General features: G+C 36.6%; 23 protein-coding genes and 1 other RNA gene. 12 read left to right on the top strand and 12 right to left on the bottom strand.

Annotated features, from left to right (window positions below; translation table 11 throughout):
- Window positions 1–21: 21 nt before the first annotated feature.
- On the bottom strand, window positions 22–963 hold the full coding sequence (gene paaA, locus GJV03_RS13835) for a 1,2-phenylacetyl-CoA epoxidase subunit PaaA (protein ID WP_004717768.1): 942 nt from the start codon (window positions 961–963) through the stop codon (window positions 22–24).
- Window positions 964–1267: 304 nt separating this feature from the next.
- On the opposite strand from paaA, the gene paaZ reads away from it, so the two are divergent.
- From paaZ to GJV03_RS13820, 3 genes are all read left to right on the top strand, one after another.
- Window positions 1268–3337 carry a phenylacetic acid degradation bifunctional protein PaaZ gene (gene paaZ / locus GJV03_RS13830; protein WP_252720712.1) on the top strand — a complete coding sequence of 690 codons (2070 nt, stop codon included), beginning with the start codon at window positions 1268–1270 and terminating at the stop codon, window positions 3335–3337.
- Between the two features lie 785 nt (window positions 3338–4122).
- Complete coding sequence (locus GJV03_RS13825; RefSeq protein WP_154130315.1) at window positions 4123–5499, top strand: MFS transporter; 1377 nt, start codon at window positions 4123–4125, stop codon at window positions 5497–5499.
- Between the two features lie 20 nt (window positions 5500–5519).
- Window positions 5520–6761, top strand: a complete 1242-nt coding sequence (locus tag GJV03_RS13820) for an OprD family outer membrane porin (protein WP_154130314.1) — start codon at window positions 5520–5522, stop codon at window positions 6759–6761.
- A gap of 194 nt (window positions 6762–6955) precedes the next feature.
- Here the strand turns inward: GJV03_RS13820 and GJV03_RS13815 are convergent, their stop codons facing one another.
- Window positions 6956–7717, bottom strand: coding sequence for a DUF4882 family protein (locus GJV03_RS13815; RefSeq protein ID WP_105713445.1), 762 nt, complete (start codon window positions 7715–7717; stop codon window positions 6956–6958).
- Between the two features lie 187 nt (window positions 7718–7904).
- Between GJV03_RS13815 and GJV03_RS13810 the strand changes: the two genes are divergently transcribed.
- Complete coding sequence (locus GJV03_RS13810) at window positions 7905–8243, top strand: hypothetical protein (RefSeq protein ID WP_154130313.1); 339 nt, start codon at window positions 7905–7907, stop codon at window positions 8241–8243.
- 127 nt (window positions 8244–8370) lie between these two features.
- Here the strand turns inward: GJV03_RS13810 and GJV03_RS13805 are convergent, their stop codons facing one another.
- The 3 genes from GJV03_RS13805 to GJV03_RS13800 all read right to left on the bottom strand — a co-directional run bounded on the left by GJV03_RS13805 (window position 8371) and on the right by GJV03_RS13800 (window position 9976).
- The gene (locus GJV03_RS13805; protein WP_105713444.1) at window positions 8371–8814 is read right to left on the bottom strand and encodes a hypothetical protein; all 444 of its coding nucleotides are present in this window, start codon (window positions 8812–8814) and stop codon (window positions 8371–8373) included.
- A gap of 185 nt (window positions 8815–8999) precedes the next feature.
- The gene (locus tag GJV03_RS21900) at window positions 9000–9134 is read right to left on the bottom strand and encodes a hypothetical protein (RefSeq protein ID WP_289844907.1); all 135 of its coding nucleotides are present in this window, start codon (window positions 9132–9134) and stop codon (window positions 9000–9002) included.
- A 260-nt stretch (window positions 9135–9394) separates the two neighbouring features.
- Entirely contained in the window at window positions 9395–9976 is a 582-nt protein-coding gene (locus GJV03_RS13800) for a DUF4189 domain-containing protein (protein WP_154130312.1), read from the bottom strand.
- A gap of 446 nt (window positions 9977–10422) precedes the next feature.
- Here GJV03_RS13800 and GJV03_RS13795 point away from each other — a divergent pair, with 446 nt between their 5' ends.
- Complete coding sequence (locus tag GJV03_RS13795) at window positions 10423–10890, top strand: hypothetical protein (protein WP_004717787.1); 468 nt, start codon at window positions 10423–10425, stop codon at window positions 10888–10890.
- A 682-nt stretch (window positions 10891–11572) separates the two neighbouring features.
- On the opposite strand, the gene GJV03_RS13790 is transcribed toward GJV03_RS13795, so the two are convergent.
- From GJV03_RS13790 to ssrA, 3 genes are all read right to left on the bottom strand, one after another.
- Entirely contained in the window at window positions 11573–12142 is a 570-nt protein-coding gene (locus tag GJV03_RS13790; RefSeq protein WP_105713441.1) for a hypothetical protein, read from the bottom strand.
- A gap of 238 nt (window positions 12143–12380) precedes the next feature.
- Window positions 12381–12842, bottom strand: coding sequence for a hypothetical protein (locus tag GJV03_RS13785; RefSeq protein WP_105713440.1), 462 nt, complete (start codon window positions 12840–12842; stop codon window positions 12381–12383).
- 424 nt (window positions 12843–13266) lie between these two features.
- Window positions 13267–13625, bottom strand: a transfer-messenger RNA (tmRNA) gene (gene ssrA, locus GJV03_RS13780).
- 130 nt (window positions 13626–13755) lie between these two features.
- Here ssrA and glpK point away from each other — a divergent pair.
- Window positions 13756–15237: a glycerol kinase GlpK gene (glpK, locus tag GJV03_RS13775; protein ID WP_154130311.1), complete on the top strand. Its 1482-nt coding sequence runs from the start codon at window positions 13756–13758 to the stop codon at window positions 15235–15237.
- A gap of 88 nt (window positions 15238–15325) precedes the next feature.
- On the opposite strand, the gene def is transcribed toward glpK, so the two are convergent.
- The gene (def, locus tag GJV03_RS13770) at window positions 15326–15805 is read right to left on the bottom strand and encodes a peptide deformylase (protein WP_154130310.1); all 480 of its coding nucleotides are present in this window, start codon (window positions 15803–15805) and stop codon (window positions 15326–15328) included.
- Window positions 15806–16009: 204 nt separating this feature from the next.
- On the opposite strand from def, the gene GJV03_RS13765 reads away from it, so the two are divergent.
- Window positions 16010–16213 carry a hypothetical protein gene (locus GJV03_RS13765; protein WP_004723627.1) on the top strand — a complete coding sequence of 68 codons (204 nt, stop codon included), beginning with the start codon at window positions 16010–16012 and terminating at the stop codon, window positions 16211–16213.
- A 194-nt stretch (window positions 16214–16407) separates the two neighbouring features.
- Window positions 16408–17682, top strand: a complete 1275-nt coding sequence (locus tag GJV03_RS13760; protein ID WP_154130309.1) for an MFS transporter — start codon at window positions 16408–16410, stop codon at window positions 17680–17682.
- Here the strand turns inward: GJV03_RS13760 and GJV03_RS13755 are convergent.
- The 3 genes from GJV03_RS13755 to pnuC all read right to left on the bottom strand — a co-directional run bounded on the left by GJV03_RS13755 (window position 17679) and on the right by pnuC (window position 20455).
- Entirely contained in the window at window positions 17679–18887 is a 1209-nt protein-coding gene (locus tag GJV03_RS13755) for a GGDEF domain-containing protein (protein ID WP_004723630.1), read from the bottom strand. The genes GJV03_RS13760 and GJV03_RS13755 overlap by 4 nt on opposite strands.
- Window positions 18888–19554: 667 nt before the next feature.
- Entirely contained in the window at window positions 19555–19851 is a 297-nt protein-coding gene (locus GJV03_RS13750) for a hypothetical protein (protein WP_154130308.1), read from the bottom strand.
- A 19-nt stretch (window positions 19852–19870) separates the two neighbouring features.
- Window positions 19871–20455, bottom strand: coding sequence for a nicotinamide riboside transporter PnuC (gene pnuC, locus GJV03_RS13745; protein WP_154130307.1), 585 nt, complete (start codon window positions 20453–20455; stop codon window positions 19871–19873).
- Window positions 20456–21420: 965 nt separating this feature from the next.
- Here pnuC and GJV03_RS13740 point away from each other — a divergent pair.
- The 4 genes from GJV03_RS13740 (at window position 21421) to GJV03_RS13725 (ending at window position 25591) form a co-directional block, all read left to right on the top strand.
- Window positions 21421–22065, top strand: a complete 645-nt coding sequence (locus GJV03_RS13740) for a YqiJ family protein (RefSeq protein ID WP_004817527.1) — start codon at window positions 21421–21423, stop codon at window positions 22063–22065.
- Window positions 22066–22095: 30 nt separating this feature from the next.
- Window positions 22096–23802: a flotillin family protein gene (locus GJV03_RS13735; protein ID WP_004817529.1), complete on the top strand. Its 1707-nt coding sequence runs from the start codon at window positions 22096–22098 to the stop codon at window positions 23800–23802.
- Between the two features lie 568 nt (window positions 23803–24370).
- Complete coding sequence (locus GJV03_RS13730) at window positions 24371–25102, top strand: sulfite exporter TauE/SafE family protein (RefSeq protein ID WP_105714683.1); 732 nt, start codon at window positions 24371–24373, stop codon at window positions 25100–25102.
- A gap of 144 nt (window positions 25103–25246) precedes the next feature.
- Window positions 25247–25591 (top strand): hypothetical protein, encoded by a 345-nt coding sequence (locus tag GJV03_RS13725; protein WP_154130306.1) that lies wholly within the window; start codon window positions 25247–25249, stop codon window positions 25589–25591.
- Window positions 25592–25796: the final 205 nt, after the last annotated feature.

Below are 25796 nucleotides of genomic sequence, written 5' to 3'. Positions count from 1 at the left end.
AAATTTGACTAAAACGCTGAACTAAGCAACTTTGGCAGCAGCTTGTTGTTGCTTTTTTTGTGCATAGACCACAGCGGTATCACGTACCCATTTGCCACCTTCCCACGCTTTACGGCGTGCTTCGATACGTTCGTGATTACATGGGCCTTTACCTGCAAGAATGTCAAAAAATTCGTCCCAATTAATTTCACCAGACTGGTAATGTCCTGTTGCTTCATTAAAACGTAAGTCAGGATCTGGCACAGTCAAACCCAGCTGTAAAACTTGTGGTACCGTGTTATCCACAAATTTCTGACGGAGTGCGTCATTACTAAAGAGTTTAATTTTCCATTGCATACTTTGTGCGCTGTTTGGAGAATTGTCATCACTCGGACCAAACATCATTTGTGCAGGCCACCAAAAACGATTCACTGCATCTTGTGCCAATTGTTTTTGCTCAGGTGTCCCATTTGCCAACTGCATCATGGCTTCAAAGCCTTGGCGTTGATGGAAACTTTCTTCTTTACATACACGCACCATGGCACGTGCATAGGGGCCATAAGAGGTACGACATAACGCAACTTGATTGACAATTGCCGCACCATCAACCAACCAGCCAATGGCAGCAACATCAGCCCAAGTTAGGGTTGGATAATTAAAAATTGATGAATACTTCATCTGCCCAGCAATGAGTTTATCCATCATGTCATCACGATCGGCACCCAAGGTTTCAGCCGCACTATATAAATACAATGCGTGCCCTGCTTCATCTTGAACTTTAGCAAGTAAAACAGCTTTACGTTTTAAGCTTGGTGCACGCGTGATCCAATTGCCCTCAGGTAACATTCCCACAACTTCTGAGTGTGCATGTTGTCCAATCTGGCGAATTAAAGTTTTACGATATGCATCTGGCATCCAATCTTTAGGCTCAATCGAAATATCCTTTTCGAGAGATTGATCGAAATCTTTTTGATGATTATTCATTGTGTCCTCACTTATCCCAAGTGTTATGCTATTTAAATTAAAACGATACAAATAAAAAATCAATACATATTTTTATGTATCATAATTATTTTAAAATTTACTTTTTCAAACAATTGTTTTAATTAAAATTATTTTTATTAAATTTTTAATATCACAATATTTAGCTAAAAAAATTTGACATTTTAAAATTTAAAATACAAATTATGAGTCATTAAAAATAGAAAACCATCTAAAACGTATCACAAAAGGAGTTTGAGTAATGCTTGATTTAGATACGGCAATACCCCATACGGAACCCGATGAAATGACCACAAAATCAACCACGCAGCCTGCGATTAAAACATTAAGCTCTTTGGTTTATGGACAAGAATATTTCGCTCAACAAGACTTCCGTACTGTCTATCATGCGATAACAGGTGAAGCCATTTATCAAGTGAGTAGTCAAGGAATCGACACGCAAGCCATTGTTGATTATGCAAAACAAAAAGGTGCTGCACTTGCATCACTGACTTTCCATCAACGTGCCAATGCATTAAAACAAGTCGCTCAATATTTGCTGGAACGCAAAGAAAGCTATTATGAACTTGCCAAAGCAACAGGTTGTACCCGTAAAGATGCTTGGATTGATATCGAGGGTGGGATCGGAACTTTATTCGCCTATTCAAGTTTAGTTCGTCGTGAACTCAGCGATGAAACCGCCTTGGTTGAAGATGCTTGGATTCCGCTGTCTAAAAACGGTACCTTTGGTGCAAAGCATATTCTTAGCCCAAAGGCTGGTGTCGCTGTGCATATTGATGCTTTTAATTTTCCAATTTGGGGAATGTTAGAAAAAATTGCCCCTACATTATTGGCAGGTGTGCCATGTATCGTTAAACCGGCCACGGAAGGTGCAGAATTGACCCACGCTGTTGTCAAAGACATTTTGGCTAGCGGCATCTTAGCAGAAGGTGCATTACAGCTTATCTGTGGTCAAACTTATGATTTATTTGAATATTTAAACCCTCAAGATACAGTAACGATTACTGGTTCTGCATCCACTGGGCAAAAATTACGCGCAACGCCGCATTTAAATCATTATTCAATTCCATTTACCATGGAAGCAGATTCTGTCAATAGTGCTATTTTGACTCAACACACATCTACGGAAACAATCGATCTATTTGTACGAGAAGTTTTTCGTGAAATGACCACTAAAGCCGGGCAAAAATGTACTGCAATCCGTCGTGCTTTTGTTCCCGTAGAACTACTTGAAACAGTACAAACACGGTTAATCGCAAAATTAAAAAATGTGGTCGTGGGCAACCCTGAACGTGAAAATGTCACCATGGGGGCATTAGCCAGTGTAAAACAAAAACATGATGTGGCAGAAAAAGTAGAGCAACTCAATCAAGAGGCTGAAATTGTATTTGGTAGCCACCTCCGTCAAGATTTCACCATTCAAGCTGAAAATCCTGAACAAGGTGCATTTTATCCACCGACTGTTTTAGTCTGTAAAAATCCAAGCCAAGCCACGACCATTCATCAAATAGAAGCTTTTGGTCCAGTTGTTACTTTAATGCCTTATGCAAACCTTCAAGAGCTGGCTGATTTAGTTGCACGAGGAGAAGGTAGTTTAGTTGCTTCTGTGGTGCGCAATGCGGATGAAAATGTAGAGCAGATCATTGCCAAAATTGCACCTTGGCATGGTCGTGTACATATCCTAGATAGTGAAAATGCCAAAGAAAGTACAGGTCATGGTTCGCCTCTTCCTTACTTAGTTCATGGCGGTCCAGGTCGTGCTGGTGGTGGTGAGGAATTAGGTGGTTTACGTGCGGTAAAACATTATATGCAACGCACAGCAATCCAAGGTTCACCCAAAGCCATGACACAAATTGGTCATAGTTGGACCATTGGTTCAGAGGTTTTTGAAGATCGAGTTCATCCCTTTAAAAAATCATTTGATGAATTACGTATCGGTGAACGCCTATTGACTGCTCGCCGCACTGTGACAGAAGCTGATATTGTCAATTTTGCTGGCTTAAGTGGCGATCACTTCTATGCACATATGGACAAAATTGCTGCGGCTGACTCAATATTTGGTGATCGTGTTGCGCATGGCTATTTTATCGTATCCGCCGCTGCGGGGTTATTTGTAGATGCAGCACCAGGTCCAGTGATTGCAAACTATGGGATGGACAATTTACGTTTTGTAGAGCCTGTTAAAATCGGAGATACCATTCAAGTCGAATTAACCTGTAAACAAAAAACCCCGAAACCTTTACAAGACCCAAGCCAAAAAGCCCACGGCGTTGTTGTTTGGGACATTAAAGTAAAAAACCAGCGTCATGAATTAGTTGCCACTTACGATATTTTAACCTTAGTCAATCGTGACTAATTAAACGTCTGTTTAAAACTAATTTTTATTGAATCAGCTCCCCTAAATTTCCAAAGTTAGCCTCAGTCATTTTGTGGCAATAAAGCTAGGCTTTAGGGGAGTTTTTCAAACATATCCTAGAATAAATTATCTCAGAATAAATACTGAACAGATGCAATTTCAGTCAGCGATCTCGGCATTAATAAATCACATTGTTGGTCGTGATGATGTATTTGCCTAAATAAAGATGAAATTCATGGAATTAAACACGCGACCAAAATAACTTTAGATGAGGTGATTGCTCACACGGATACAACGTTGATTGATAACACGACAGCACACATTACAGCTTAATCGATTGGATGACTGAGTGAAGATATAACTTATAAGGGTTTATACAAAACCTGATTCAACTTCGTCTGCAAAATCATATTTACCCAAATCAGTTTATTTGGGTTTTCTTGTTGCAAAAGACTTAATAAAAGACATAAAAAGATACCAAAAAATTATAATTTAATTAATTTTAGTATCAAATTACAAATAAAAATTAAAACCAATACATCGATAAAAATTATAATCATTTGATTTAAAATATTTTAATATCATTATTTAAAATTCAAAACATTACCAATTTAAATTAAAAAGATACCATTTTTATTTTATTTTAAAAATAGTGTATCCATTTAAAAAATATTCAAGCATAATTATTCGATTGATTCATGATGAGTCAATACGACAAGGATTTTGTTTCAATCAAAAAACCAAGAATAGATTGAAGCATAAGTGAAATACAAAAAGGAAAAGCTATGGAAAACTCTCAAGCAGAATTGCACGGCTCGACGCTTGCACTTCCCACTTCATCGGCATCACGTACTCGCAAAATTGCGATAGCAACGATTGTTGGGACCACAATAGAGTGGTATGACTATTTTATTTATGCCGCTGTAGCAGGCTTAGTTTTTAATCAACTGTTTTTTAAACCCGCAGGTCCGGCCTTTGCCACCCTGTTGGTTTTTGCATCTGTAGGTATTAGTTTTATTTTTCGGCCTTTTGGCGCATTTATCGCAGGTTATTTTGGCGATAAGTTTGGACGTAAAACCGTTCTAGCCGCTACGTTAATCATGATGGGTGGAACCACAACTCTGATTGGCTTATTACCCACTTACGACAGCGTGGGTATCATTGCGCCTATCATTTTAATTTTACTGCGTATTTTACAAGGAATTTCCGCAGGCGGTGAATGGGGCGGCGCTGTATTGATGGCCGTTGAACATGCACCAACCCACAAACGTGGATTATTTAGCTCATTCCCACAACTCGGTGTTCCACTTGGTTTATTACTGGCATCACTGGTTTTAGTGATCATGACTGGCTATGTTTCACCAGGAGAAGAGTTTTTAGCATGGGGTTGGAGAATTCCATTTATATGCAGTATTTTCCTCTTTGCTTTAGGCTACTGGATTCGCCGTTCTGTTGAAGAAAGCCCTATTTTTGAGGAATTAAAACAGAAAGGCACCACACAGAAACCGATCCGTGAACTTTTTGGACAGTATAAAAAAGTCATTTTTAGCTCAGCATTATTGATAGCTGGTACAACTGCGCTGGGCTACATGACTGCTGGTGGCTTTATTCAAAGCTTTACCACCAATCCAAATGGTCTGAATTTAGAGCGTCCAATCATTTTGACCTTGATCAGTATTTCTGCCGTTATTTGGACCTTCTTTACTTGGTTATCTGCAGTGCTTTCAGATAAATTTGGACGCAAACCAGTTTATATTTTCGGCTCATTGATTCAAATCATTACCGCTCTGGTACTTTTCCCACTGATCAGTACAGGCAACTATAGCTACATCATGTCAGGCTTAGCCCTATTATCAATGGGTATTGGAATCACCTATGGTGTACAAGCTGTCTTTTATTCTGAACTCTTCCCTGCTTCTATTCGCTTTTCAGGTATATCCATCACTTATGCAATTGGCTCGATCATTGGCGGTGCGTTCGCGCCATTAATTGCAGCAGCATTAATCGGCAAAGTAAACGGTATTTATTTAGTCAGTACGTATTTAACCGTGATGTCCGTGATTGCTTTTTTAGCGATTTGTATTTTTAAAGACCGTACAGGTATTGCTTTAGAACCTGATGCTGAAGAAACCCAAAAAAAATCACCTTTCATCTGGAAATAAACTTAAGTCAAGGATGCCTTATGTTATTCAATACACCATTTACAAAGATTTTTACTACGCTCATATTCATCAATACTTGTGCTTTTACACAACTAACGCTAGCCAAAGATGAATGGAAATTAACTTTAAAAAATGCCTATATTGATCGCAATTTTGACCAAGAAAATGTCAAAGATTCGGGGAGTTGGTCACAAGGCGTATCATTATTTTATCACTCACAATTTTATGACACACCCATTGAAATTTTAAAACATCCTCTGCAAATTGGCGTTGATGGTTCAATACAATATGCGGTACGTCTAAGCAATGACAAACATGTCAATGATACCGTATTGCCTTTTGACCCAATCAAACAAGAACAGGCAGCAGACTATTTAAAATATGGGGGTACACTTAAACTTAAATATGATCAGGCAGAATTGAGAGTGGGTGAGTTATGGCTCAATTTACCCATGACCGCAATCGACACAAGCCGTCAGCTTTTAACGACTTATCAAGGTGTGAACTTAAAATTTCCAATTCAGGAAAAACTTAAAGTCGAACTTGGTCATGTGTCGAAAAACTCTCCTCGCAATGAGGAGGATTTTTATAAATTTTCTTATACGCAGAAAGGTATAAAACATTATTCAGATGGATTGGATTACCTGAATTTATCTTATGATGTAAATAAAGATTTTAATATCAATTATTACTATGGGCATTTAGAAAATTTATATGATAAACACTATTTAGGCGTGGAGCATCGATACCCAATTGCTGACAATATCGCCTTGCATTCAAAATTACGATATTTTAATTCGCAAGATAATAGTAATGCTTTAGATATCGATAGCCAAAATGTAGGTTTGTTGGAAACATTGAAACTGAACAATCACACTTTAGGTGTTGGTTATCAAAGAATTATTGGGGACGCCTACCCTTTGCCTGATGGTTTTTTACCTGAGCTTTATTTTATTAACTGGAATGTCACCGGCTTTTTTAAAGAAAATGAAAAATCATGGCATTTTATTTATGGTTATGACTTTAAAGATTATATCCTCGGTTTAAACAGCATTGCAAAATATGCGGTTGGGCGGGATATTAAAATGAGCAATGGTGATAAAAATAAAGAGTCCGAACTTGATGTTCTGACGACTTATAATTTTCAGCAACCTGCGCTAAAAGGACTGTCTTTACAGCACTTATTTACACGTTACCAGCAAGATTATGGGAGTGATTTTACAGAAAATCGTTTCTTTATCAATTATCAATATAAGTTCTAATCATCTCGTCTCGAAATAGCGTCAATCCATGCCTGATGAATTTCATCAGGCATGGATGTGAGGAAAAAACGTTTATCTCAACTGACTGTCGCTTAATATATGGCCATATTGTCTGACTAGGCCTAATTGTTTAAAATCACTAAAACTCGTTTTTCATTTATGAAAATCGAAGAGTTTTACATTACAACAATATTTTAAATTACATTTCCACAAATGTCTTTCGTACCTGTTGGATAAGTAAATTGGAATTGATTTTTATCAGTAATAAGTTCTACTGAATGGACCTTTCCAATATTAGGTGAAGTCGAATCTGTTCCATAGTAAGCCATTCCATTTGTAAAAGCTAAGCTATTAATCTTACTTGGATTTGTTGAAACATAACCCTTATTAACGCCATTATAAATGACACCAACCTGCTTTGTATCTTGGTTTACATATATACCAATTTTTTGATATCCATCAGTTGTACTTGTCAAAGGCAGCTCAATCATACCTGTTGCACCATCAACAGTACTCCCCACGCCAATTGTGACTTTATTTGGAGTGGTACTACCGAGTAAATGATTTGCATATAGAGCTACTATTTGACCTTTTCCATTATCGTAATAAGCATCAGCATAATTAGGATACATAAATATCTGTTCATTATTAGGAAGCAATGTTGTTGGCACTTTAATCTTGTATTCATAAGCGAAGATTCCACTCTGTGGAACAGCACTACCATTACTTTGACCTGAAATTGCATTACCATTTGCTGCAATATACATCTGTTGAGAGTTCTCTGGAGTGACAGCTGTTGTAAATGATGTCTTTTGTCCAACTATACTGGGGAATTTCTGAAATCCTGAGAAAACTGCAGATATTTGAGCTTGTGTCGCATCAAAATTATAAGTACAAGCACTCCACCCACTCATACTCATCAATCCAGTTGCTAGTGCTATTGTTAATTTTTTCATTATCCATTCCTTGTTATTTTGAAAATAAAATATAGAACAGAAAATGAGTTATATGAAATAAATCCGATAAAAATTTACTAACTATTCAATAAAAAATAAAAGTTAGTTTTCTAATTTCCTATTAGCTCAATCTTGTTATTTCCAATAAAAAATCTATCATTGAATAAACAAAATAAAGGATCAAAAAATGAAAAAATTCCTACTTCTCACCCTCTTAATTAGTGGTGGAACTTGGGCTGAGTTACCAAAATCCAAATCATCATGTCAAATCCAAGTTCAACAATTAAAATTTGCTCGTTTAGTTGCTCTTAGTAGTCTTTGTGATAAAGATGAAAATTCAACTTACGGAAAAAGCTTAAGTGCTTTGTTTTTAAAAAATCAAAACAAATGTAAGGTTTCCCGTGAACAGATTGACCCTACAGATGAACAGGTAATGAATGCTTATGATGAACTCATTGGTTTACCTATAGAACAGCAAAGAATACGATGCAGAACGGCAGATAAACAGATCAAAGCCCATTTCTAAAAACTTAAGACTTATTCGATAAAACTATTCCATCATGCCGAATTCTAGAACTGCTTTGGCTAAGATATAGATGTTGAAAGTAAGATTTCAAGTCACCTGTATTATGGTAATTTTCCGAAAATCAGAATTATTGGCATTCTTGTATACTCTTATCCCGACTATTGAAATTCATAATTGAATTTTTTTTACTTAGACAGAAGTAATTTATAAATTCATATTGTCTAAAGGATTTTCCTTTTTTTAACTCAATACGGATCTGAGTCTCTAAATAATTTGACATAAGCATATCTTTTGAAAAGCAAAAAATATACTTACTATCTTTATTAGACAAATTTTCTAAACTTTGTGCATATATTTTCTTTGATAATTCATCATTGAAACTTCCACTTTCATTTTTAAATGATGTGTCAAACATTGAAAACTCATTAGAATCATAAATTTCTTGGGGTTTTAATGAACAAATGCTCTTATCTTCTAATATTTCATATTGGAAATCAGCTACACGTTTCTCTTTACAACCAATTAATATTATTGATATAAAAAAAACACTTAATAAATTAATATTTTTCATGAGATGATAATTCAGTAAATTAAAGAAATTAAAGGAATTAATGGAGTCGGAGTAGAATTAGAAACCAGTGTATATCCTGAAGGATTACTTATAATCGGTTGCATTACCTGTCTTATATACTGTGAATTATCAGCTATATGATTTCGCCAAGCTAAACTGAAATTAATCTGATTATATCCTTCAATTCATCCAAAATAATCAGCTACAATATTAGCCTGTTGCTCAGGATTCAATTTTTTAAAATCTGTATCTTTATTTAATTCATAATCATATGGGTCATAGACAGAATCAGGTAAAGTCCACTCTAATGTTTCTAGCATGAGTCCTCTGCCCATTACATTGATATTAAAGTATAAGAAAGAAACTATACAAAATTTGATCACCCTAGCTCAAAACTTCCTCCATTAACAAAATGATGCTTATACGAAATAGCACGTATTTCCAGTACCAAGCTAGAATCATCCATTAAACAAAAACCACCCAAAAGTGGTTTTATATATCCCAAAAAATCATATTTGCTCGATGCCGAATCCTTATTCCCAAGCTTTGTATTTCATATTTTAATCACAAAATAAAACGCTTATGGAAGATTAAGCCTACGGCAATCTTCATAAATAATTTTGCATTGGGCCTCTGGGAAACCATCATAACGACATGCCTCCAAAACTTTTTTCCGTCCTAAAGCTTTTCTACTTCCTGGGACTAACATTGGAACAACATCGCTTACTTCACCCGCCGTTGTTCGTGCTTTATACAATCTATTTGTTCCTTCAGCTTGCCCTATAGTCGCACAATGGTTGTCATCATAAGTAAACCAAATTCTGCAATCAGTCCCACCCTTTTTTTCGCAAGCTTGTAATGCTTTCTCTTCTAACTTTCCACGGAAAATTTTTGCAGTAGCCACACCGATTACACCATTTGTACCCGTAGCTACATAACCTTCTGTACTTGGTGTCCGGTAGCTTGGAGCTGAATATCCCCCACTGCTTCCATAATTCGGAATAGGCGCACAGCCTTGTACACCTTGACCACCAACAGGATAATAGCCCGGAGGACAATTCCCCTCAGCATGCGCAACACCTGACATCGTTAAAGAAAATAGAGTAAGAGAAATTAACGATATAAAAAATTGTATGATCTGCGGTCTATTGTATTTAGCCATAATTTTTCATCCATGCCGTAAATTATTTTGTGAAATATCTATCATTTATAAATTAACTTTTAGTCGTTCTAAATCTTAAAATAATTCATCACTAAACTCAAATTTTGAATTGGCATTACTTATTTTTATTCTGATGATCGTGCTCATCACAACTTGATATTTATGAAATATTTCTAATTAAATCAATATATTGACTAACAAACCCAATATAATAAAGTTTATTCAAAACAGCGTTCAATACGAGGATCGCGCCTTCTAAAAAGATCATCAATGGACTATGAGCAGAGGAAAGTTAACACCAAATTATTTTAGTGAGAATGGGCTTTTGACTATCAATAGTTATGCGATATAATCGTGTGAAATATATACCAAATAATAAATTATGATGAATTAATATCTCGCTCTGCTCTGTACGTATGACATTGATTATTTTAGGAGTCTTTTCCATGCCTTTATTCAAATATAGTTGTGTCACCCTCATGGTGCTTAGTATCAGCGCTTGCGCCACCTTGGCCACCAAACCCAATGAAGTCGAAGTGGCTGCACAAAAACTAGTCGGGCAACCAGCCAGTAATGCATTTAAAATATTTGGCAAACCTGATCATGGTCTAGGTCCATCGTCGTATGGTAGTGGTGGCTTCTATGGGTGGAATCGAGTGCAAACTCATGTAACACCAGAAAAAGTTTTCGTGCAGACAGGTGTTGAGTATATTGGCCAAAAGACGACCATGGTTGGAATCGGTGGCGGTGGCGTGGTTGGCCAAATGCCAGTTGGTAGCGAACCTGTATATCGGAAGACTGGATATACAGAAAATCGGACTGTTATCGATTACTTTTGCAATATCACCCTCTACACCGATAAAAAGAACATCATCACCGATGCCATAGTGATCGGTTGTGATAAAAAGAAGTGATAGCGTAGCTAAAGCCTATAATTTCAAATGAGCTTATATCTGATTTAGGGTCAACTGGAAATTGTATCCACATAGCAACAATCAACTTGGATACTTCTAACTCAGTTGCAATCTTCCGACAGCACATTCCTTGTGAGGAGCTGTCAGTGATTTAAGGAAAATTAATAATGTAAAATAATAACGATATTTCATTGAATCAAGTAATCAATGCACATAAATACAGTTCACATCATAGAGATGAATTGTTAGATAGCGAAAGCTGGGGTGTTTCCATTGTTTAATGAGTTTGATTATGATGAAATTATTGGTGATACATCAGGATATTCTGTACAACCAGAATTTTTACAAGCCATGCATAATTATTGGTTTAATTCAGTAAAGCCGTAAGCATCCAGTGAACCATCACTTTCTCTAAATTTTAAGTAGCCCCCTACTCTGAGGGCTATGCAAACTACTCTGAGGGCTATGCAAAATCAAGCAAAAAGCATCTTATGACCTGCCCCCAATAAGTTGGGCCGTTTGATTAAGCTGCCTATTGAAGAAATCATGATAACTGAGATTCACTATGTTCCATTTCTAAACTACCTATGTGATAGCTAAATTCTATAATATTCAAATTTTCATTTCTCACAAATTACGCCCAATAAAAACCACTTGGTTAAATGTTTTTGTAAAATTTAATCTAAATATCACACATTGGTTTTTTATCCATTCCACTTGGAATTTCCATTTTTCGCCTAACAATCAGCCCTATGAACCATATGAGTCTACGGAATACAAGTAAGCTAAAAATTAGAAATAAAAGAACTTTTATCCAATTTTTCCAATACAAATGAGAAGTATCTCTTTCAATAGAAGCATTTTCTGTTTTAGATAAAACAAAACTGTCCTCAACTTTCTTTTTATAGTTGTGAACTTCAGCACTGAAGTTTTCTGCCCCATATATCGTATTGTCACTATCAACCTTATAAGGAATCAACAATTGCTGATCTTCTCCAAACGCTATTGGTAATAAGCAAATATAGACTATATAAGGGGCACCTAGCTTTGTTGATCTGATAAAATTTACATATTCACCTTTTTCAGGACATAATTCTTCATTTTTTATTTTTATCGGCTTAGATAATGGATCTGAAATGGAGTAACTAACCATTAAGTATGGTTTATACGTTGTCGCATAATAAATTGCATAAATAATTGCAAGGCCAGCTACAACAAGTGAAATTCTACGCGCCAACTTAAATATATTCATAATTTTATTAAGCTTGATCTACTTTAAAGTTTATATAAGTTACTAATAATTAATTAAAAAACCAAACACTCCAAAGAAGGTTTAGTTTTTAATTAGATTCTGCCCAACAAGATCCCAACTATTATTCACTTGTAGAGACTAAATAAAAAGTGACACCAGCTTTCCAATTATTAATCTTTAAAAGCATAACTCATTAGAAAACCCGTTCAACACCAATCACACTTAAAGATATTCATCATCACTCCCCTACAGGGATTGAATATTTAAGTTGATTATTTTTCTGTTCTAAAGGCATCTGATTTTGCTTAATCATTTTCTGTTGATAATCGCGCTCTGAAATTACCCCTCTATTGCGTGCCTTTTGCAATGATTTTAACTGCTGTTCATTTTCATGTGCATTCAAAGCATAAGTATCGTTATTTTTCAGAAGATATTGAGATCTTTCAAATGGACTCATATTAGAAGTATTTGCCCGACTTTCATACATTTTTGCGACATTTACCTCACGTTGAGCGATACGATCTTGCTCTTGTTGCTTTGACAACTCAAAAAAATCAACATGTTCACTATTGTTATTCCCATATTGAGGTTCTTCATTTTGTAAAAATACATAGGATTGAGGTTTTTTCGACCAATCTTCAGCACTATACACAGAACCAGCAATTACAGGACTGATCAGCAACATTAATATTTTTTTCATCAAGTATACTCAACTCAAAATAGTGAAAGTCATAGCTACGTATCATACCTTATTTGTAATGTGCGTGATTTTCAAATTGTACTTGTAATTATATTATTGCTTACATCTCTTCGTAATTTTAGCAAACATTCGAGACCAGGATTTTTTAGAAAATACTGAGTTAGTAAGATAGTTTGAAGCCATCATGCTTTCAAATGATCCTCAGCGGAAAAATTGAATTTCTCAAGAATAATAGTCAAAAAACGTTACGCTAAATGGATTCATGGTGATAAAAACAGGATAGAGATGGCAAAACTAAATACAGGCACTCAATAAGTGCCTTTTTTTTATTTATAAGAATGTGGCGCAAAAAGTGGGAAGTGTGGCAAAAATGTGGCAATAAAAAAGCCACTTAATATAAGTGGCTGATTTATAACAAGAAATTTGGTGGAGATGGCGGGAGTTGAACCCGCGTCCGCCAACACTACACTCGAGAATACTACATGCTTAGATATCGTCAATTATTTTAACATTAAGTGACCCGACGAACAGGGTACAAAACGCGATCCTCTAAGTTTAGTATAAAGCCCCGAGGCTTGACTTTATACGGACTTGTGTGCGTGCGCTACAGTCGGGTCCACTGACCACAAGTATTCAGTGAAGCGGACAAGCTGCCCTTAGGCAGCTAGAGCGTAAGATTCGTCGTTTGCGACTAAAATATGCAAATTTGATTTACGAGAGAAAATGCGCTCTCGGCATGCATCTATGAGCTTCATCATCGGCGTCGAAGCCAATAACATCCCCAGATAACACGGCCATCATAACATAATTGTTGCAAATTAAGCAGATAATTCACTACATTTATATCAAATGATGCGCCTAGTTCTATAATTGCGCTACTATCACTATTTTTCAAGGGACAAATATAAAAAAGATGAGCTATTTACTCTCACTTGATCAAGGAACGACCTCTAGCAGAGCAATTATCTTCGATGAGCACGGAAAGGTATATGCCTCTGCTCAACGGGAAACCCAAATTAAAACCCCACATTCGGGCTGGGTTGAGCAAGATGCCATGGAGATTTGGACCACACAAATCACCGTCGTACAGCAAGCAATCGCATCGGCAAGACTATTGGCCAAAGACATTAAAGCACTTGGTTTAACCAACCAACGTGAAACCACTGTAGTTTGGGATAAGCGAACAGGTAAACCACTTGCCCCTGCCATCGTTTGGCAAGACCGCCGCGCTACAGACTGGTGCAATCAGTTAGTTCAAAACAATTTATCTGAAAAAATTCATAAAAAAACAGGATTAAGAATAGATCCTTATTTTAGTGCTGGAAAACTGGTTTGGTTATTGGAAAATGTGCAAGGCTTAAGAGCACTGGCTGAACAAAATCATGTCGCATTCGGTACAGTCGACAGTTGGTTGATTTGGAATTTAACCCAAGGTTCCGAGCACGTCATCGAGGCAAGTAATGCTTCACGTACCATGTTGATGGATTTAAAAACACAGCAATGGGATGCGGAATTAATTGAATTATTTAATATCCCGGCGAGTGTTCTACCTAAAATCATTCAATCTGATTGTTATATTGCCAATACCGCCACAGGGCTTCTTGGTGCGGAAATTCCAATTTGTGGCGTATTAGGTGATCAACAGTCTGCACTCTTTGGGCAATCATGTTTTGAAGCTGGAACAGCCAAAAATACCTATGGGACAGGCTGTTTTATGCTGTTCAATACCGGAACAGATATTCAATATAGTAAAAATAAATTACTCACCACCTTAGCGTGGAAATGCCAAGACCAATCCCATTATGCCTTAGAAGGCAGTGTATTTATGGCTGGTGCGATTGTGCAATGGTTAAGAGATGGTTTAGGAATTATCAAAAATAGTGCTGAAGTTGAAAAGTTAGCTTGCCAAGCTGACACTACTGATGGTGTCGTTCTGGTTCCAGCCTTTACAGGTTTGGGAGCGCCACATTGGGACAGTGAGGCACGTGCTTTACTCTGTGGAATGTCACGTGGAACCAATAAATCACACATTGCCAGAGCTGCCTTAGAATCAATTGCCTTCCAAGTTTCTGATGTATTAACTGCAATGCAATCGGATATTGCACAACCCTTAAAACAATTACGTGTGGATGGTGGCGCAAGCCAAAATGATATGCTAATGCAATTTCAGGCAGATATTTTAAATGTACCTGTGCTACGCCCTAAACTTTTGGAATCTACCGCTTGGGGTGCTGCTGCATTGGCAGGATTAAAGGCAGGTGTTTTTAATAATCTCAGTGAAATTTCCGAATCTTGGCAATTAGATCGTGCTTTTGAGCCGAAGATGAGCGCAGACCAAAGACAATATCATTTAAGCTTATGGAATGGTGCTTTGCAGCGCGCGAAGTCCAATTAACAATATCCAATTAGCAATTCTACGTAGAAAAGCTTGGCTAAAATTAAAGATAAAATTCAAGATATATTTTTAGCCAAGCTTACTCAGTTTAAAGTCTTTCAACAAACAGTATCCCATTTAAATGGTCGATTTCATGTTGCACAATGCGTGCAGGAAAACCATGAAATTGCTGGATAATCTTTTCGCCAGTCAGCGTGAAAAATTGTACAGTAACTGCTTCAGCACGAGCCACTTGCCCTCTTTCATTGGGCACACTTAAACACCCTTCCTCACCCAAGATGGTCTGTTCAGACTGCTCTAAGATTTCAGGATTAATCATTGTGATTGCATCCATTTCAGGTGCGTCTGGATAGCGTGGATTCGCTCTTGAAGCAATAATAATCACCCGTTTAGAAACATAGACTTGTGGTGCGGCGATCCCAACACCATTACGCTCTAACATGGTGGCCTGTAAGGCCTTGGATAATTCGTTTAGCAAAGTACTTGAAAACTCAGCTTCAGCCACAGGCGCTGCGATTAATTTTAAAACGTCTTCACCACGTTGGGCGACAGGTAACACGGCACTCATTATCTTGTACCTTGATCAAATGTAAATTGAATAAAGATGAGTTTAGCATTTGAAATACGGTTTCCAATTCAATTATTGTGCAAAAGTATGTAGGTTATGTACAAATGAATTTCTATTTACCCAAGCCAAATGACAGCTTGTCTTTTAAGCCATTTTTAATCATGATCGTGTAAATAACAAACGTCCAGCCTATCGTGGAAAATAATGAATACAGCACCCCTATTCTTAGGCTTGATCTTTAGCTCAATTGGCTTAGGCTATTTTATCTATGGAAAAAGACAGCGAATGAACATGCCTTTTATCTGTGGCATCACTTTGATGATTTTTCCTTATTTTATTGAAAATACAATGATTATGTCTGTATGCGGTATTATTCTGAGTGTTATCCCGTGGTTAATTCGCATGTAAGTGATCAATATTTAAATCTATTAGAATCTAGCTTAGCGCAATGCTTTTAAAGCAAAAATGATTTTTAAGCCGCCTCGATCACCTATAAAAATAAGTAGGATGCATAAAAATAAATATTGATTTTTTAAGTAAAAAATAGTCAATTAAAATGATTACATTCACATTCAATATCTCTTTTAAGGCATTGCATCATCATGGACGAAAAATTGGGCCTCAATAAGGAAGCAAAAAGAACGCTTGCATTGTCTTCTCTGGGCGGTGCGCTCGAATTTTATGATTTCGTCATTTATGTATTTTACGCAAAAATCATTGCTGAACTATTTTTCCCTAGTTCTTTAAGTCCTTTTTGGGCAATGCTGAATACTTACGGAATTTTTGCCGCAGGATATTTCTTCCGTCCTTTAGGTGGCGTGATCATGGCGCATTTTGGTGATCTCGTAGGACGTAAACGCCTGTTTAGTTTATCCATATTATTGATGGCACTCCCTACTTTGTTTATCGGTCTAATGCCAACTTATGCAGACATTGGTTTAGCTGCTCCACTGCTACTGTTGTTGATGCGCGTGGTTCAAGGCATTGCGATTGGTGGAGAAATTCCCGCAGCATGGACATTTGTTTCAGAGCATGTACCAACAAAGAAAATTGGTTTTGCCAATGGTTTGCTTACCGCAGGTTTGTCACTGGGGATCTTACTGGGCGCTTTGATGTCGCTGTTTATTTCACTTAAGTTTAGCGAAGCAGAAATCCATGCTTGGGCTTGGCGTCTCCCATTTATAGTCGGCGGGGTTTTTGGATTAATTGCCTTATATCTAAGAAGTTATCTTAAAGAAACCCCAGTATTTAAAGCGATGCAGGCGCGTAAAGAACTCTCAAAAGATTTACCCATCAAGCAAGTTTTGGTATCCCATAAATCTGCTGTTGTCATTGGGATGCTGTTCACTTGGTTTTTAACTGGTTGTGTTGTAGTAATTATCCTATCTACCCCCAATTTACTGACCACCACATTTAACTTTCAACGTGCGGATGCATTTCAGATGCAAAGTATGGCAATTCTGATGCAAATGTTGGGTTGCATATTGGCAGGTTTGCTCGCTGATCGTTTTGGTGCTGGGCGTGTGATTTGTTTGGGATCGCTCAGTGTGGCCATCACTGCAGTGCTTTTTTATTACAGTTTAGGTCATGCCGCTCATTCAACGATCTTCGGATCGTACATGTTGCTTGGACTATTTTCTGGCACAGTCGGTGTGGTTTCCTATAGCTTGGTCAAGATGTTTCCCGCTCCAATTCGCTTTTCAGGAATTTCATTCTCATACAATGTTGCATACGCAATTGCAGGCGGCTTAACCCTGCCATTGGTCCAATGGCTAAGTTTATATCGCGATATTGGTGCTGTGTACTATATTGTTGTGCTTTGTCTAATCACCCTTATGACAAGTGTAGTTTATCGCAAAAAATTTGAAACGGTTTAACCGCGTTGTTTGTATCCGAATGAATGGGTAAGCTCTACTTCAAAGAAATGACAAACCTGATTACGCCCATTGTTTTTTGCCAGATATAAGGCCTGATCAGCCTGACGAATCAATTCTTCTTTTGTTGATAAAAAAGGATTCGTTGATACTGCGACACCAAAACTTGCCGTCACTTTGAGCGTCTGTTGATGATCTAATCGTATTTCTTCTTTTTCAATTGCTTGACGGCATCTCTCAGCAAGTCTCAGCGCATTTTCTAATGCACCATTGCTCATGAGAATAATAAACTCTTCACCCCCAAATCGTCCAACAACATCCTGTTCACGAATATTTTCAGTCAAAATTTTTGCAACCTGTTTTAAAACTGCATCCCCAATATCGTGTCCATACTGGTCATTAACACTCTTAAAGTAATCTAAATCTAATAACACGATCGCAAAAGAACTTTGCTGCTGTTTTAATAGATCAATATTCTCACCAATCCTCCTTCGGTTATAAATGCCTGTAAGTGGATCTAGAACGCTAATTTGCTGGATCATTTGCTCTCTTTTGCGCCATTGAATTAAAAGAACCTCGAATAAAACCAGACTTGCAAAAAAAATTGGAATATAAAAATACAACATGCAAAATACCCAAAATGTATTTTTATATAGCGACATGGATTGTAAATATTCACTAAAAATTGGTGCATACGTCATTTTATTCGTCAGGCTTAATCCAAGACTGATCAACATAAAACAAGTGATTGGAATGACGATTAGATACACTACTTTTCGTTCAAATAATACCAGTGCCACCGTGACTAAGCTGACATAACCTGCACTTGATGCTGGGCTAAAAATCCCGATGCAATGTGCGCCAAAAACAAAGATAAGACCAAAATATGCGACGGATATATACGGTATTATTATTTCAAAAATAGCAATTTTACTTAAAGCACGAATAATAAAAATAAGTGCAAAAAAACCCAGTGCGGCTAAAGATAATAATTTCATATAGGTTGGATAAAAATCTTGATTAATCCAAGCTTGTAATTCAACTTGACTGTTGCTAAAAAACCACCAGACAATCCACGATAAAACAGCAATACCTCCCAAGAGGAGCACAAGGCTACACTTCTTAAGATTACTCCAATTCATGATCATGACGTCATGTGTGAAGTGTTCCGTTGAGGACTGTATCGCCGCTCTATGTTTTTGTTCCATATAATAACTATTCCATAAAATTGTGAATTTCTATACGTTGTTTTATTTATCTGTATTGATCACTTAAATATAACACTCTAGTAATTTTATGTAAGTGTATTTCAAAAATATAGATTTTTATTCTAAATAAACCTTAAGGTTAGGATATTAATCCTTTATATTATTTGTAAATATTTTCCAAATAACAATCATTTTATCATGCTTATTTTATCAATTTTAACTTTAAATTTTTCCTAATATTTCAATAAACAAAGGGATTCCACTTACATGCTTTGGCCGAATTGAATTATTTTTATTTTACTGGCGATATCCGTCAACCTTTAGCCTATTTGGACATATACGCAGAGCTGGATACAAGCACTTTTAAAATAAGATATGTCGCCTTAATCGTTTTTATTGTTAATTTACTCTAATGTATTTTTAATTTAAATTTTAACATTCTAGAAAATTAATTTAGGCCGAATTCAAACTTGAAAAATCCAATTAGACTAGCCTGAATCACTGTATTGATTGTCCATACTGTTTTAAACTGCACACCATCAATATTGTCATTTAAATTCAATGCCCAAATCACGTTGTTATCACCATCCCAAAATCATTTGGATTCAGTTTTAAGCTTGATTAAAATAAAATAATCTTTTCAAATGCTTAACAAAAAAACTTGGCTTTATATTTTTTTATAAACTCTGATATTTTTACTGTTAAATTTTAAACCGATAGAAGTTGATTGGATTTCTATATTAAAAATCAACTCTCTATATTTGATCTGAATACAAAATTCTTCTGCACCATCATCCAAACCAGAAGTGCTCCAAATTGTGCCCTTTGGGAATTGATCTAACCATTGGGCTTTGTAAAAATCAGAGACTGAATCAAAGTCGAGATATTGCTCAGGTTGGGCCATGATTTTTTCAACAAGTTCTTCAAACTTTTGTTTTTGTATTTGAACAAAATCAATAATCATGACAGCCCCTTAAAGGATGTTAAATTCCTTTATACATGCTCGCCAATTGTTTCTTTTTGACCTGTTGCCATTGCCACCATCCAAATCCAGCCAGTCCAACAAACGCCGCATATAAAGCAGCTGTTAGGAATAATTCTTTATACATAAACATCCCCACATAGACGATATCAACAAAAACCCAAAGCACCCAAGTCGCAATATGTTTCCGGCTGGTCCAATAGGTTGCCAGTAAACTAAATGCAGCCAATTGAGAATCTAACATAGGTAAAGCAGCATCGGTAAAATAGTGCAGCGATAACCCAAATACTCCCCCTCCAACAGCAGCGATGATCATTTGCAGGATCACTGTTTGTAGAGCAATGGGCTCTATTCGAATCTCTTGATCTTGCTGCTTGCCTTTTAGCCAGTGATAAAAGCCATAAAAATTCACCACCATAAAGAACACTTGTAAGATTGTTTCACCATACAATTTGAATTCAAAGAATAAATAGGCATATAAAACAAAGGCAAAGAAGTTAAATACCCAACACCACATATTTCGCTTAATCGTCAATGTGACACCAATAATACTGATAATAACCGCGAATATTTCTAATGGTGACATGGTAAAAAACTAATCAAGACAGGAAAGGCTATTATGAAAAAATACGGCATGATTGCAAGCAAAACCAGAACTAAAATTGAGAACGGAATCTTTAATATAATTTTTTGAATTAAAATTCAGAAAAAATACTGTTGTCCTGCTTTTTCGAATAGTAGTTACGATAACAATATAAATTCCTTAAAAAGTGAATAATTAGCTTTAAATCACAGTTTAGGGCGTATCGATTTTTAAAATCTTAATTCTGCTTCTCAATCAGCATACTCAAACATGATGCAATATAGGAAGTTGAGTTCAATACAATAGACTAATCAGCACTTTTGAAAGCTGTAATTTAAGCTTTGAACTATAGCAAAATTAACTCAAATAGCTGATAAAAACTGTCTCGTTTACATTAAAAAGCAGAGAAAAGATTGATCGGGGAAACGCAGCGCAAAATTTATTTATTTTAAATAATATGTTTAAAAACATTGATTAGCATATTGTTTTTAGTTGATGTTGTTCACATTTTAATCATGTTTACGAGATTTAACACTTGTTTACGTGAATACCAATGAATTTACAGAGGGGAACCTCTACTATCAACCTTAAGTTATGAACAATCCCCAAAGTTCATAACATTTCTCCTTAACCGAACTGTGAAAGCAGATTCGTTGTTCTACGCAGTGATCACCCCAATCATTGCGTATTTTTTTGTCTTCAGTTCCCTCTGTAAACTCAATCAGTTATAAGGAATAGTTGGCTAAAATGCAAGCATTACTTTTCAAGCAATTTTCAAAATATAAAAGAATATATTAAATTATAAGATATTGATTTTAATTAATATCGTAAAATATTTTGTTGCAATACTACGACAAAACCGATAAACTTAATTTATTAATTGAATTAACTGATGATCATTTAATTATTCAGTTCAAATTAAAAATTTATTTATAAAAATGCGCAACAATAATTTTGAGTAAAACAATATGTGGGAATTATTTACACACTCATCCAACTTACTGTTTAGTGTCAGTCTGTGCCTGATGTTTTTATTGGGTATTGTGGAGTGTTTACTCCTTATTATTGGTTCAACCTCTCAAGGTTTCTTAGACCAGTTTATTCCAGATCAACTGTTAGAAACCCATCATGCGGATCTAGACATCCATACAGATCACAATCTTTTAGTGCAGCTGTTAGATTGGCTCTATCTTGGCCGTGTCCCCGTCTTGGTTTGGTTGATCATTTTTCTGACTGTTTATGCGCTATTTGGTTTTATTGTGCAAAGTATATTTTTCAATTTCACTGGAAATTATTTTTCAATTTGGCTGATTGCGCCAGCCAGTCTTTTTTTATCTATGCCGATTGTTCGAGTGTGTGCAGCACTCGTTGCAAAAATTTTACCGAAAGATGAAACCACTGCGATTCACAGTGATGAACTGATTGGGCGTACAGCTCAGATTATTTTAGGTGAAGCAAAACAAAACTACCCTGCACAAGCCAAAGTCATCGATCAATTTGGACAGACACATTATATTTTGGTTGAACCAGAATTAGATGAAATCTTCCAACAAGGTCAAAGTGTGATTTTGACACAAAGAACAAAACTAGGCTTTCAAGCAACGCCACTTTAATTTTTCAATAACAATCCTGGGTATAATAAAATGTTGAATTCAAACTTATATCAAATCCTTGTTTTAGCAGGCATTATATTGGTGGCACTGATTGTCATCGGGGTGATTATCGCCCGCCTGTATAAACGCTCAAGTAAAGAAGTTTCTTTTGTCCGTACTGGTTTTGGCGGTGAAAAAGTCATTTTAAATGGCGGTGCAATTGTATTGCCGGTTTTACATGAAGTGATTCCCGTCAATATGAATACCCTTCGTCTTGAAGTCAAACGTGCCACAGATCAAGCGTTGATTACTCGTGATCGTATGCGTGTAGATGTGATGGCTGAATTTTATGTACGGGTTAAACCAACTGCTGAATCTATTGCAACAGCTGCCCAAACCTTGGGTAAAAAAACCATGTCTCCACAAGAACTCAAAGATTTGGTGGAAGGTAAATTTGTAGACTCACTGCGTGCTGTTGCCGCTGAAATGGCAATGGAAGAGTTACATGAAAAACGGGTTGATTTTGTTCAGAAAGTTCAACAAGTTGTTTCTGAAGATCTATTTAAAAATGGCTTAGAATTAGAAACGGTTTCACTGACAGGTTTAGACCAAACCAGTTTTGAATATTTTAACCCTCAAAACGCTTTCGATGCAGAAGGTTTAACCAAACTGACCGAAACCATTGAAGACCGCCGTAAAAAACGCAATGACATTGAACAAGACAATGACTTAGCCATTAAAGCAAAAAACTTAGAAACTGAACAAGCACGCTTGCAAATTCTACGTGAAGAAGAATATGCAAAACTTCAACAAGAACGTGAAATCGCCATTCGTAAAGCTGAGCAATCGGCAGAAATTGCAACACAAGAAGCCGCAAAAAAACGCGAAGCAGAAGAAGCCCAAATTGCTGCTGAACGTGAAGTCGAATTAAAGCGTATTGCATCTGCACGTGATGTTGAAAATGAAAATATTCAAAAAGCACAGTTGATCCAAAAAGCTCAAGTCGAACAGAAGAAAACCATTGAATTGGCCGAACAAGACCGTGCAATTGCGATTGCTGAAAAATCACGTGCTGAATCTGAAGCCAAAGCGTTGGCTGACCAAGCACGTGCACAAGCGGTAAAAGCGGAAGAAGAAGTGACAACTGTTCGTGAAACTCAGCGTGCAGAGCGTTTAAAAGCCGTTGAATTGGTGGCTGCAAAGCAAGTCGCTGAAACAGATGCAATTGCGATTACCGTAGCAGCAGAAGCAGCTAAACAAGCAGCTGCAGATGATGCTGAAGCAGTGCGTATTGCAGCACAAGCGGATGCTGAAAAAATACGTTTAAAAGCCAAAGGTGAAGCAGATGCAAAAATGTTGCTTGCTGCGGCACAAGAAAAGCAATATCAAGTTGATGCTGAAGGTACGCGTGCAGTCAATGAAGCCAACAACGTGCTTTCAACAGAACAAGTTGAGATGCAAATCCGTTTAGCTTTATTGAAATACTTACCTGAAATCATTCGTGAAAGTGTTAAACCAATGGAAAATATTGATGATATCAAGATTCTTCAAGTCAATGGTCTAGGCGCTATGGCAGGTTCAAATACAACAGGTGAATCTGGTGAACAAAATCAAATCGCTTTGTCTGATCAAGTGGTCAATAGTGCGCTGCGCTATCGTTCTCAAGCCCCACTGATTGATAGCTTAATGAATGAGTTAGGCATTAAAGGCGGAGATATTAATGGTTTAACGCAATCCTTAAAACCAAGCAATGACTAGGGTCTGTTGACAATTCGTCTTGGTTTGCGACTACGTGTGTTTTTTAGGCGATACTAGGCGCGAAATACGAAATTTAGTTATTCTAAATGAGTAGTTCGTAACAACGTAGCGGCAAAAAACACGCTAGTCCCCCGCTGCGCCTTGCGCTGCAAACAAAGCAGTGCTTTGTTCTTGCTCAGGGTTGTGGCTAAAATTATCTCAGCCTTCGTTATGAAACTCGAAAATAGTCTCGCTATTCTCATTCATGCTTTACGACGTATACGTCTCATGCTCAATTTTAACCTACAACGCAAGCCATTTATGAAATGTCTACAGACCCTAATAGAACTGACCTCATAATCCCTTAATTACCAGCCTCTGTCATCAGGGGCTTTTTATTGGATGGATTTTTATTCATGATCTAATAGACCTGATCGTTTTTAATGGTATAGATGTTAACGATACAGATATGCTTATCTCAATAAGTCATGATGGAAACTCACGATTTCTTTTAAAATCGGCTAATTCAACCAAGATTGCTTATCTCAATGCTATGCTCTAGTCCTATCCAGTTTTGCTTAATTTAAAAATGACTTGGTTTATTTTTATTCTCGGTGCCATGATTGCCGGTTTTGTCCAAGGTTTAACCGGTTTTGCCTTTGCTTTGATTGCGATGTCTTTTTGGATTTGGGTATTACCACCACAACTGGCAGCACCATTGGTGGTGTTTGCTTCTCTATGGAGTCATATCATTGCATTAGGAAAAGAACAAAAACATCAACTCCCATTTTCCCTTGTTCTCCCTTATATCATTGCAGGATTGATCGGTGTACCTCTCGGTACCTATCTGTTACACCTCATTGATGGAAATACCTTTAAGACCATCCTTGGATTATTTTTAGTGATTTGGTGCCCAACCATGTTCTTTGCACCTGTTTTCCCCCGTATTCAAGCATTGGGGAAAATTGCAGATGGAAGCATTGGTTTTATTGGCGGTATTTTAGGTGGTCTAGGTGGTTTTTGTGGCGCAGCACCATCAGCTTGGGTCATGCTTAAAAACCTGCCTAAACAACAACAGCGTTATATTTTAAGACATTTTAATTTTGCGATTCAGTTGTTTACAATTATTATTTATCTATGCCAAGGAACCATCCACAAGGTCCATCTCCCCTATTTTGCACTGATCATTCTCACAGTGAGTATTCCAGCGCTGATTGGTGCACAAATGTTTTATAAAATATCAGAAAAACAATTTAAACAATTGGTGCTGAGTTTATTATTTGCCTCAGGTTGTTTTTTATTGCTGACATCATTGCTTTAGCAAAATAGAGAGAAAGTTGAATGAATCTCACTGGCTATTTATTCAGCACTTGGTTGCTAAAATGAAAACAATATCCGAGCGACTCTATTTTTAATATTCGATTCATCCTACAATTCCGCCACTCATTTTTCTTAAATATCTGTGATGAAAAACTCATTTTTGTTAAGTGCCAGTATTCTCTTAACAGGATGTGTACTTGGCACATCTAGTGAAATTAAAACTGCGGAAAAACTGCTCAGCCAATTTCAATGTAATAATATTGAAACAGCAGAATTGGCCCATAGTTCAATTAATACTTATCACGAACGCTCACTTGCTGTGAGTAAAGAAAAAGCCACTGAGTACGTCGATCGCTATAAATCTGGAGATGAATTATTTAAAATTCCTCTCGATGAAGTGGTTCAACAACAATACGATATTTATAAGACAGCCTGTGAATCTCTCGGCGGTGTGCAACACTCAACAACAGGCAACGCTAATAATAAATAAGCCGATTATTGTTGAATACTGCAAAATGTTTATGATCTTAAAAATATCGTGTTTTCAATGATTGTGTTTTAAAATCATAAGCGTAAATCATGATGAGCAGCGTTCATTTTTAAAATTGCCTAGACCATCCTCTATACTGCTGAGTTTTTAAATACACCCTCTAGTGAGATATAGCGATCTCATCTCCAGATTTTATCTGATGATC

The sequence above is a fragment of the Acinetobacter sp. RIT698 genome (genome assembly GCF_009668065.1).
Taxonomy (GTDB): Bacteria; Pseudomonadota; Gammaproteobacteria; order Pseudomonadales; family Moraxellaceae; genus Acinetobacter; species Acinetobacter guillouiae.
This window is presented reverse-complemented; position numbering and strand designations above follow the sequence as displayed.

Bases quoted from the DNA above. Each gene is read 5' to 3' on its own strand.
- paaA (WP_004717768.1), bottom strand. From the start codon at position 963: ATGAATAATCATCAAAAAGATTTCGATCAATCTCTCGAAAAGGATATT.
- paaZ (WP_252720712.1), top strand. From the start codon at position 1,268: ATGACCACAAAATCAACCACGCAGCCTGCGATTAAAACATTAAGCTCT.
- GJV03_RS13825 (WP_154130315.1), top strand. From the start codon at position 4,123: ATGGAAAACTCTCAAGCAGAATTGCACGGCTCGACGCTTGCACTTCCC.
- GJV03_RS13820 (WP_154130314.1), top strand. From the start codon at position 5,520: ATGTTATTCAATACACCATTTACAAAGATTTTTACTACGCTCATATTC.
- GJV03_RS13815 (WP_105713445.1), bottom strand. From the start codon at position 7,717: ATGAAAAAATTAACAATAGCACTAGCAACTGGATTGATGAGTATGAGT.
- GJV03_RS13810 (WP_154130313.1), top strand. From the start codon at position 7,905: ATGAAAAAATTCCTACTTCTCACCCTCTTAATTAGTGGTGGAACTTGG.
- GJV03_RS13805 (WP_105713444.1), bottom strand. From the start codon at position 8,814: ATGAAAAATATTAATTTATTAAGTGTTTTTTTTATATCAATAATATTA.
- GJV03_RS21900 (WP_289844907.1), bottom strand. From the start codon at position 9,134: ATGCTAGAAACATTAGAGTGGACTTTACCTGATTCTGTCTATGACCCA.
- GJV03_RS13800 (WP_154130312.1), bottom strand. From the start codon at position 9,976: ATGGCTAAATACAATAGACCGCAGATCATACAATTTTTTATATCGTTA.
- GJV03_RS13795 (WP_004717787.1), top strand. From the start codon at position 10,423: ATGCCTTTATTCAAATATAGTTGTGTCACCCTCATGGTGCTTAGTATC.
- GJV03_RS13790 (WP_105713441.1), bottom strand. From the start codon at position 12,142: ATGAATATATTTAAGTTGGCGCGTAGAATTTCACTTGTTGTAGCTGGC.
- GJV03_RS13785 (WP_105713440.1), bottom strand. From the start codon at position 12,842: ATGAAAAAAATATTAATGTTGCTGATCAGTCCTGTAATTGCTGGTTCT.
- glpK (WP_154130311.1), top strand. From the start codon at position 13,756: ATGAGCTATTTACTCTCACTTGATCAAGGAACGACCTCTAGCAGAGCA.
- def (WP_154130310.1), bottom strand. From the start codon at position 15,805: ATGAGTGCCGTGTTACCTGTCGCCCAACGTGGTGAAGACGTTTTAAAA.
- GJV03_RS13765 (WP_004723627.1), top strand. From the start codon at position 16,010: ATGAATACAGCACCCCTATTCTTAGGCTTGATCTTTAGCTCAATTGGC.
- GJV03_RS13760 (WP_154130309.1), top strand. From the start codon at position 16,408: ATGGACGAAAAATTGGGCCTCAATAAGGAAGCAAAAAGAACGCTTGCA.
- GJV03_RS13755 (WP_004723630.1), bottom strand. From the start codon at position 18,887: ATGGAACAAAAACATAGAGCGGCGATACAGTCCTCAACGGAACACTTC.
- GJV03_RS13750 (WP_154130308.1), bottom strand. From the start codon at position 19,851: ATGATTATTGATTTTGTTCAAATACAAAAACAAAAGTTTGAAGAACTT.
- pnuC (WP_154130307.1), bottom strand. From the start codon at position 20,455: ATGTCACCATTAGAAATATTCGCGGTTATTATCAGTATTATTGGTGTC.
- GJV03_RS13740 (WP_004817527.1), top strand. From the start codon at position 21,421: ATGTGGGAATTATTTACACACTCATCCAACTTACTGTTTAGTGTCAGT.
- GJV03_RS13735 (WP_004817529.1), top strand. From the start codon at position 22,096: ATGTTGAATTCAAACTTATATCAAATCCTTGTTTTAGCAGGCATTATA.
- GJV03_RS13730 (WP_105714683.1), top strand. From the start codon at position 24,371: ATGACTTGGTTTATTTTTATTCTCGGTGCCATGATTGCCGGTTTTGTC.
- GJV03_RS13725 (WP_154130306.1), top strand. From the start codon at position 25,247: ATGAAAAACTCATTTTTGTTAAGTGCCAGTATTCTCTTAACAGGATGT.